The 6,567-nt window shown below is 67.9% G+C and carries 8 protein-coding genes and 1 pseudogene; 8 read left to right on the top strand and 1 reads right to left on the bottom strand.

The window, feature by feature from the left end; genetic code table 11:
- From A5713_RS04165 to A5713_RS04155, 3 genes are all read left to right on the top strand, one after another.
- Positions 1 to 508 (top strand): EthD domain-containing protein (locus A5713_RS04165; protein ID WP_067917283.1); only part of this gene is annotated, 508 nt, incomplete at its 5' end.
- Positions 505 to 948 carry a TIGR03618 family F420-dependent PPOX class oxidoreductase gene (locus A5713_RS04160; protein ID WP_067917281.1) on the top strand — a complete coding sequence of 148 codons (444 nt, stop codon included), beginning with the start codon at positions 505 to 507 and terminating at the stop codon, positions 946 to 948. The genes A5713_RS04165 and A5713_RS04160, both read left to right, overlap by 4 nt.
- A gap of 18 nt (positions 949 to 966) precedes the next feature.
- Complete coding sequence (locus A5713_RS04155; RefSeq protein ID WP_067917279.1) at positions 967 to 1,719, top strand: enoyl-CoA hydratase/isomerase family protein; 753 nt, start codon at positions 967 to 969, stop codon at positions 1,717 to 1,719.
- Positions 1,720 to 1,731: 12 nt separating this feature from the next.
- On the opposite strand, the gene A5713_RS04150 is transcribed toward A5713_RS04155, so the two are convergent.
- Complete coding sequence (locus tag A5713_RS04150) at positions 1,732 to 1,917, bottom strand: bacterioferritin-associated ferredoxin (RefSeq protein WP_067917277.1); 186 nt, start codon at positions 1,915 to 1,917, stop codon at positions 1,732 to 1,734.
- A gap of 356 nt (positions 1,918 to 2,273) precedes the next feature.
- On the opposite strand from A5713_RS04150, the gene bfr reads away from it, so the two are divergent.
- The 5 genes and pseudogenes from bfr to A5713_RS28130 all read left to right on the top strand — a co-directional run.
- A complete protein-coding gene (bfr, locus tag A5713_RS04145; RefSeq protein ID WP_055405255.1) occupies positions 2,274 to 2,753 on the top strand; it encodes a bacterioferritin in 480 nt (159 codons plus the stop codon).
- 84 nt (positions 2,754 to 2,837) lie between these two features.
- Positions 2,838 to 4,910: an MDR family MFS transporter gene (locus A5713_RS04140; protein WP_068092826.1), complete on the top strand. Its 2,073-nt coding sequence runs from the start codon at positions 2,838 to 2,840 to the stop codon at positions 4,908 to 4,910.
- Between the two features lie 29 nt (positions 4,911 to 4,939).
- Entirely contained in the window at positions 4,940 to 5,434 is a 495-nt protein-coding gene (locus A5713_RS04135) for a carboxymuconolactone decarboxylase family protein (protein ID WP_067924171.1), read from the top strand.
- A gap of 49 nt (positions 5,435 to 5,483) precedes the next feature.
- Entirely contained in the window at positions 5,484 to 6,371 is an 888-nt protein-coding gene (locus A5713_RS04130; protein ID WP_068092824.1) for a TIGR03854 family LLM class F420-dependent oxidoreductase, read from the top strand.
- Between the two features lie 41 nt (positions 6,372 to 6,412).
- A pseudogene (locus A5713_RS28130) lies at positions 6,413 to 6,567 on the top strand (glutamine synthetase); the annotation flags it as partial.

Genomic DNA, 6,567 nt, shown 5'->3' with positions numbered 1-6,567 from the left:
CCAACAGTGCTACGGCGAGCAGATGGCGGCGGCTCTCACGCTGCTCGAGGCCGAATGCGAGCAGTTTGCCGCGTACCTGGTGACGGAGTCGGTCCCGCTGAAGGCGCCGGTAACCGAATCAGGCGCTCGCACAACGGGTTTGGCCAACATCGCGCTGCTGCGCCGGCCGGCCGGCCTGGACCGGGACAGTTGGCTGAACCGGTGGCAGCACGACCACACCCCGGTGGCCATCGAGACCCAGTCCACCTTCGGCTACACCCAGAACTGGGTGGTTCGCGCCCTCACCCCGGACGCGCCGGGAATCGCGGGGATCGTCGAAGAGTTGTTCCCCGCGGAGGCGATCACCGATCTCAAGGCGTTCTTCGGTGCCGCCGACGACAAGGACCTGCAAGACCGGTTGGGCCGAATGGTCGCCAGCACCACGGCATTCGGCGCCAACGAGAACATCGACACCGTGCCCACCAGCCGCTACGTCTTCAAGACACCATTCATCGAGGAACCCACATGACAACACTGCGCGACGCCGTCGCCCTGGCCGCGGCGGAAGACGGGCTGGCGGTGGTGTCCACCGTCCGTGCCGACGCGACGGTGCAGGCTTCGCTGGTCAACGTCGGCCTGCTCGCACACCCGGAGAACGGTCGGGAGGTCTTGGGCTTCACCACCTACGGCAAGGTCAAGTTGGCCAACCTGCGGGAGCGGCCGCAGCTGGCGGTCACCTTCCGCAACGGATGGCGGTGGGCGACCGTCGAGGGCCGCGCGGAACTGGCCGGCCCCGACGACACGCAGCCCTGGCTGACCACCGACGACCAGCTGCGGCTGTTGCTCCGCGAGGTTTTCACCGCAGCGGGCGGCACCCACGACGACTGGGACACCTACGACCGCGTCATGGCCCGGGAGCGGCGGGCCGTCGTATTGATCGAGCCCACCCGCGTCTACAGCAACGGCTGACCTCGTTAGGCTGCAGCGGTGACGCTGCAGATCGATGACGACAAGCGGGTGCGCACCCTCACGCTGAACCGGCCCGAGGCGCTGAACGCATTCAACGAAGCCCTCTACGACGCCACCGCGGACGCGCTGCTGGCCGCGGCCGAGGATCCCGAGGTCGCCGTGGTGCTGCTGACCGGGGCGGGCCGCGGCTTCAGTGCCGGTACCGACCTCGCCGAAATGCAGGCCCGCATCACCGATCCGGAATTCACCCCGGGCCGACACGGCTTCCCCGGGCTGATCGATGCCCTCAGCGCGTTCCCCAAGCCGCTCATCTGCGCGGTCAATGGCGTCGGGGTCGGCATCGGTGCCACGATCCTGGGCTACGCCGACCTGGCCTTCATGTCGTCGACGGCCCGCCTGAAGTGCCCGTTCACCAGCCTGGGCGTGGCACCGGAGGCGGCCTCGTCCTATCTGCTGCCACAGCTGGTCGGCCGGCAGAACGCAGCCTGGCTGTTGATGTCGTCGGAATGGGTGGACGCCGACGAGGCGTTGCGAATGGGCCTGGTCTGGCGGGTCTGCGATCCCGACGATCTGTTGCCCGAAGCCCGTCGTCACGCGGAAGTCCTTGCCGGGCGACCGATTTCGAGCTTGATGGCGGTCAAGCACACGATGATGGAACCGCTCCGCCCGGAGATCGCTGCGGCCAGCGCGCGGGAGAACGCTCACTTCGCCGAACTGATGGGTGCACAGGCCAACGCCGCGGCCCTGGCGGACTTCAACAACGCCCGCTGAGCGGGCGGCGTCTCAATGCGACGGGGCGGTCTCCAGATTCGCCGACGCGGCGATGATCGCCCGCAGCGTCCTCTTGCAGCGTCCGCAGTCGCCCCCGGCGCCACACGCGGCGGCGACCTCTTTGGAGGTGGAGGCGCCGCGCGCGACCAACTCGGACACCGTGTGGTTGGTCACGCCGACACACAGGCACACGTACATCAGCGCGTCCCCCGCATGCGGGCGGCGTTCCCCTCGTCGACGGCGTGGCCAACCGCGCGCACTTCGTCCTCCTTCTCGGCATCCCGTGTCATCGGGGTGGCCGGAAAAGTACCGAACCGAGACCCTGTATTAGTTGAGTCTAACCTAAGTTCGTTAGCCCAGTCTAACCTTACCCGCCAGCAACATCGGCCCCCTAGGTTGCGCGCGACACACTCTGAGCACAGCCATACCTTGCTGGCAGATTGCAACCCGCCGTGGCAAAGTGCGGGTACGGCCCGCCACGGCGTGTGCGCCCAGCGCACCCGGCCGGGCACCGAGAATGACCACCGATTACACGTCACCGCAGGGGAGTGATCATGCAAGGGGATCCGGATGTTTTGCGCTTGCTCAACGAGCAGCTGACCGGCGAGCTCACCGCGATCAACCAATATTTCCTGCATTCCAAAATGCAGGACAACTGGGGCTTCACCGAGCTCGCCGAGCACACCCGGGCCGAGTCCTTCGATGAGATGCGGCACGCCGAGGCGATCACCGACCGCATTCTGCTGCTCGACGGATTGCCCAACTACCAGCGGCTCTTCTCGCTGCGCATCGGCCAGACCCTGCGCGAACAGTTCGAGGCCGACCTGGCCATCGAGTACGAGGTGATGGACCGGCTCAAGCCCGGCATCATCATGTGCCGCGAGAAGCAGGACACCACGAGCGCCAACTTGCTGGAAGAGATCGTGGCGGACGAGGAGAAGCACATCGATTACCTCGAGACGCAGCTGGAGCTGATGGACAAGCTCGGCGTGGAGCTCTACTCGGCGCAGTGCGTCTCGAGGCCGCCGAGCTAACGCCGCCGCACGCCTTTCGCGGTTTTGGTTGCCACGGGTTGACCGTGGGCACTCAATACCATCGAAATCCGTGGGAAGGCGGGCATGACGAGGGCGACACCAGCGCCGGCTCCGGCCGGCCGCGCTTCGGATTCCGGGCCCAAGGATGTCGCGGTCGACCCGCAACGGCGCAATTTCATCTTCGTTGCGGTCCTGCTCGGCATGCTGATGGCCGCGTTGGACCAGACGATCGTGGCGACCGCGCTGCCCACCATCGTCGCCAATCTTGGTGGCGCAGGCCATCAATCGTGGGTGGTCACCAGCTACCTGCTGGCCTCGACCATCGCCACCGCCCTCGTCGGCAAGTTCGGTGACCTGTTCGGCCGCAAGCGGGTGTTCCAGGCGGCCGTCGTCTTCTTCATCGCCGGATCGGTGCTGTGTGGGCTCTCGAGCTCGATGGGCATGCTGGTGGCCGCACGCGCGCTGCAGGGCATCGGCGGCGGCGGGCTCATGGTGACCGCCATGGCGCTGATCGGTGAGGTGATCCCGCTGCGGGACCGCGGCCGCTACCAGGGCGCGATGGGCGCAGTGTTCGGCGTCACGACCGTGATCGGCCCCTTGCTCGGCGGCTACTTCACCGACCACTTCACCTGGCGCTGGGCGTTCTGGATCAACGTCCCCATCTCGGTAGTGGTCTTTTTCGTGGCGGCCGCCGCCATCCCGGCGCTGTCCGACCGCACCAAACCGGTCATCGACTACATCGGCATCGTGTTCGTCGGCCTGGGCGCCGCCGGGCTGACACTGGCCACCAGCTGGGGCGGGACCACCTACCCGTGGGGATCGCCCACGATCATCGGCCTGTTCGTCGGCTCGGTGATCGCATTGTGCGTCTTCGCCTGGGTGGAAAGCCGCGCCGCCGCGCCGATCCTGCCGACCCGGCTGTTCGGCAGTCCGGTGTTCACGGTGTGCTGCGTCCTATCCTTCGTGGTCGGTTTCGCGATGCTGGGCGCCCTGACGTTCCTGCCGACGTACATGCAGTTCGTCGACGGCGTCTCGGCCACCACGTCGGGCCTGCGCACGTTGCCGATGGTGATCGGGATGCTGACCACCTCGATGGGCAGTGGTGTCATCGTCGGGCGCACGGGCAGATACAAACTCTTCCCCGTCGCCGGCACCGCCGTCATGGCGGTGGCGTTCTTTCTGATGTCGCGGATGGACCCGTCGACATCGGTGTTCGTTCAATCGCTGTTCCTCGTCATCCTCGGCGCCGGGATCGGGATGTGCATGCAGACCCTTGTCCTGATCGTGCAGAACACCGTGGGCTTCGACGACCTCGGCGTCGCGACCTCCGGCGTCACCTTCTTCCGCACGATCGGCAGCTCGTTCGGCGCCGCCATCTTCGGTTCACTGTTCACGAACTTCCTGCACAACCGGATCGGCCCGGCGATGGCGGCCAGCCGCGCGCCGGCCGCGGCCGCCGCGTCACCGGAGGCGTTGCACCGGTTGCCCCGCCAGGCGGCCGCGCCGATCGTCTCCGCCTACTCCGAGTCGCTCACCCACGTATTCCTCTGGGCGGTTCCGGTCGCGCTGGCGGGATTCGTCCTGGCGTTGTTCCTGCGGGAGGTCCCCTTGCGGGAAATGCACGACAGCACAATTGATCTCGGCGACGCGTTCGGCATGCCGAACACCGAGACCCCGGATCAGATGCTGGAGGGTGCGGTCGAACGCATGCTGCGCGGTGTGCCCGGCATGCGATTGCGCAGCATCGCCATGCGACCCGACTGCCGACTCGACGTGGCCGGATTGTGGGGCGTGTTGCGCATCAACCGCTACGAGCAGATGTATGGCACGGCCCGGCTCACCGACATCGCCGAGTACCTACGGATACCGTTCGAGGTCCTGGAGCCCACCTTCTCGCGGCTGATCGCCACCGGATACGCCCGCGGCGACGGCGACCAGCTGTGGCTGACACCCGCGGGGGCCCAGCAGGTGGACTACGTGCACTCGCTGCTGGTGGGCTGGCTGGTCGACAAGCTTGCCCGCTCACCGGGATTCGACGGACGACCGGATCGTCGCGTGGTGGAGGCGGCGTTGAATCGAGTCGCGGGCCGCGTTCTCGCGCAACGGGACTGGAGCGACGACCGACCCACCACGAAGATCCCGGTGCCCACATCCTGAAACTGGTGGTGCGGGCGTACCATCACGCCATGAGCCGAATCGGAACATTTGCTGATGACGACCTGGCCGGCTGGTTTGTGAAGTCCCCCGACATCGGCGGCGCGCTCGGCGGGTTCAGCAACGCGGTCTATACCAAGAACCGGCTGCCGCTGCGCACCCGCGAACTGGCGCGCGCCGTGATCGCGCACCGCAACGAATGCGTCGTCTGCGTCAACACCCGCGACGAAGACGGGCCCGCGGCCGGCGTCGACGAGGAGTTGTACGACCACGCCCTGCAGTGGCGCACCTGGCCTGGCTACAGCGAACAGGAGCGGCTGGCGGCCGAGTTTGCCGACCGCTTCGCCACCGAGCACACCGCCCTGCGCGACGACGAGGACTTCTGGAGCCGGTGCTCCGAACACTTCTCCGACGAGCTGCTGGCCGACTTGGCCCTGTCGTGCGCGCTGTGGGTCGGCATGGGTCGCGTGTTGCGGACCCTCGACATCGGCCAAGCCTGCAAGCTGACCATCCCGAGTCGCGCATAGCCGCTCTCGCCGCGGGCACAAACCGCGGCACCGCGGTGTTGCTCCACGGGTGAAGATTCGCTTCGGCGTCGGCCTGGGCCCGGACACCGCTCCAGATCGATTGGCGCCCATCGTCGATCACCTCGAGGCCAGCGGGGTCGACTCGCTGTGGTTCTCCGAGCTGGTGTACACCCCGGCGGTCGATCCGGCGGTCGGGATGGCCTACGCGCTGGCCCGGACCACCCGGTTGAAGGTCGGCACCTCGGTGGCCGTGCTCCCGGGGCGGCATCCGGTCCTGGTGGCCAAACAACTGGCATCGTTGGCGTCCCTGGCGCCGAAGCGCGTCCTTCCCGTGTTCGGCCTGCGGTCGGCCTTGCCGGCCGAGCGCGAGGTGTTCGTGGTCCCCGACGGGGAACGGGCCGCGGTGTTCGACGAGTCACTACAGGTGCTGCGCTCGGTGCTGGTCGAGGATTCGGCCAGCTACAGCGGCCGGTATTTCACCTTCAGCGGGGCCGCGGTCAAGCCCAGGCCGGACCCCCCGCTCGACCTCTGGCTGGGCGGCTCGGCGCCGCCGGCGTTCCGGCGCATCGGCGCGCTGGCCGACGGTTGGCTGGGTAGCTTCCTGACGCCGGCTGAGGCGCGGGCGGGCCGGGAGGCGATCGAACGCGCGGCTGAGCACGCGGGCCGGCAGATAGACCCCGATCACTTCGGGATCTCACTGGCCGTGGCGGACGGGTCCGACGAGTTGCCCGCCGCGCTGGCCGCGGCGGTACGGACGCGCCGTCCCGACGTCGATCCCGCCGAGCTGATCGCCGCCGGCTGGGACCAGCTGCACCGCCAGCTGGACGCCTACATCGACGCGGGACTGACCAAGTTCGTCATTCGCCCGGCGGGCGGCGCGCCGGTGGACGGCTTCCTCGATCGGTTCGTCACAGAATTGACGCCCCGGCAGAACTGAATTCGCGAGCCGGGGCATCGCGACCCTGCACAATGACTGCCATGACCGGCACACCGCTTGCCGCCGCCTCGGTCGCCGAGCTGGAGGCCCAGGGCGTCGACACCGTGGTCGGCACCGTCGTGAACCCCGCCGGGCTCACCCTGGCCAAGACCGTTCCGATCCGGCGGACGAACGCGTTCGCCGATCCCGGCCTCGG

This window comes from Mycobacterium sp. E2497 (assembly GCF_001668695.1).
Classification (GTDB): Bacteria; Actinomycetota; Actinomycetes; order Mycobacteriales; family Mycobacteriaceae; genus Mycobacterium.
The sequence above is the reverse complement of the archived record's forward strand: the minus strand, read 5'-3'. Positions and strand labels throughout refer to the sequence as shown.

What these genes read in the sequence shown, in the direction of transcription:
- A5713_RS04160 (WP_067917281.1), top strand. Translation starts at nt 505, where the DNA reads ATGACAACACTGCGCGACGCCGTCGCCCTGGCCGCGGCGGAAGACGGG.
- A5713_RS04150 (WP_067917277.1), bottom strand. Translation starts at nt 1,917, where the DNA reads ATGTACGTGTGCCTGTGTGTCGGCGTGACCAACCACACGGTGTCCGAG.
- bfr (WP_055405255.1), top strand. Translation starts at nt 2,274, where the DNA reads ATGCAAGGGGATCCGGATGTTTTGCGCTTGCTCAACGAGCAGCTGACC.
- A5713_RS04140 (WP_068092826.1), top strand. Translation starts at nt 2,838, where the DNA reads ATGACGAGGGCGACACCAGCGCCGGCTCCGGCCGGCCGCGCTTCGGAT.
- A5713_RS04135 (WP_067924171.1), top strand. Translation starts at nt 4,940, where the DNA reads ATGAGCCGAATCGGAACATTTGCTGATGACGACCTGGCCGGCTGGTTT.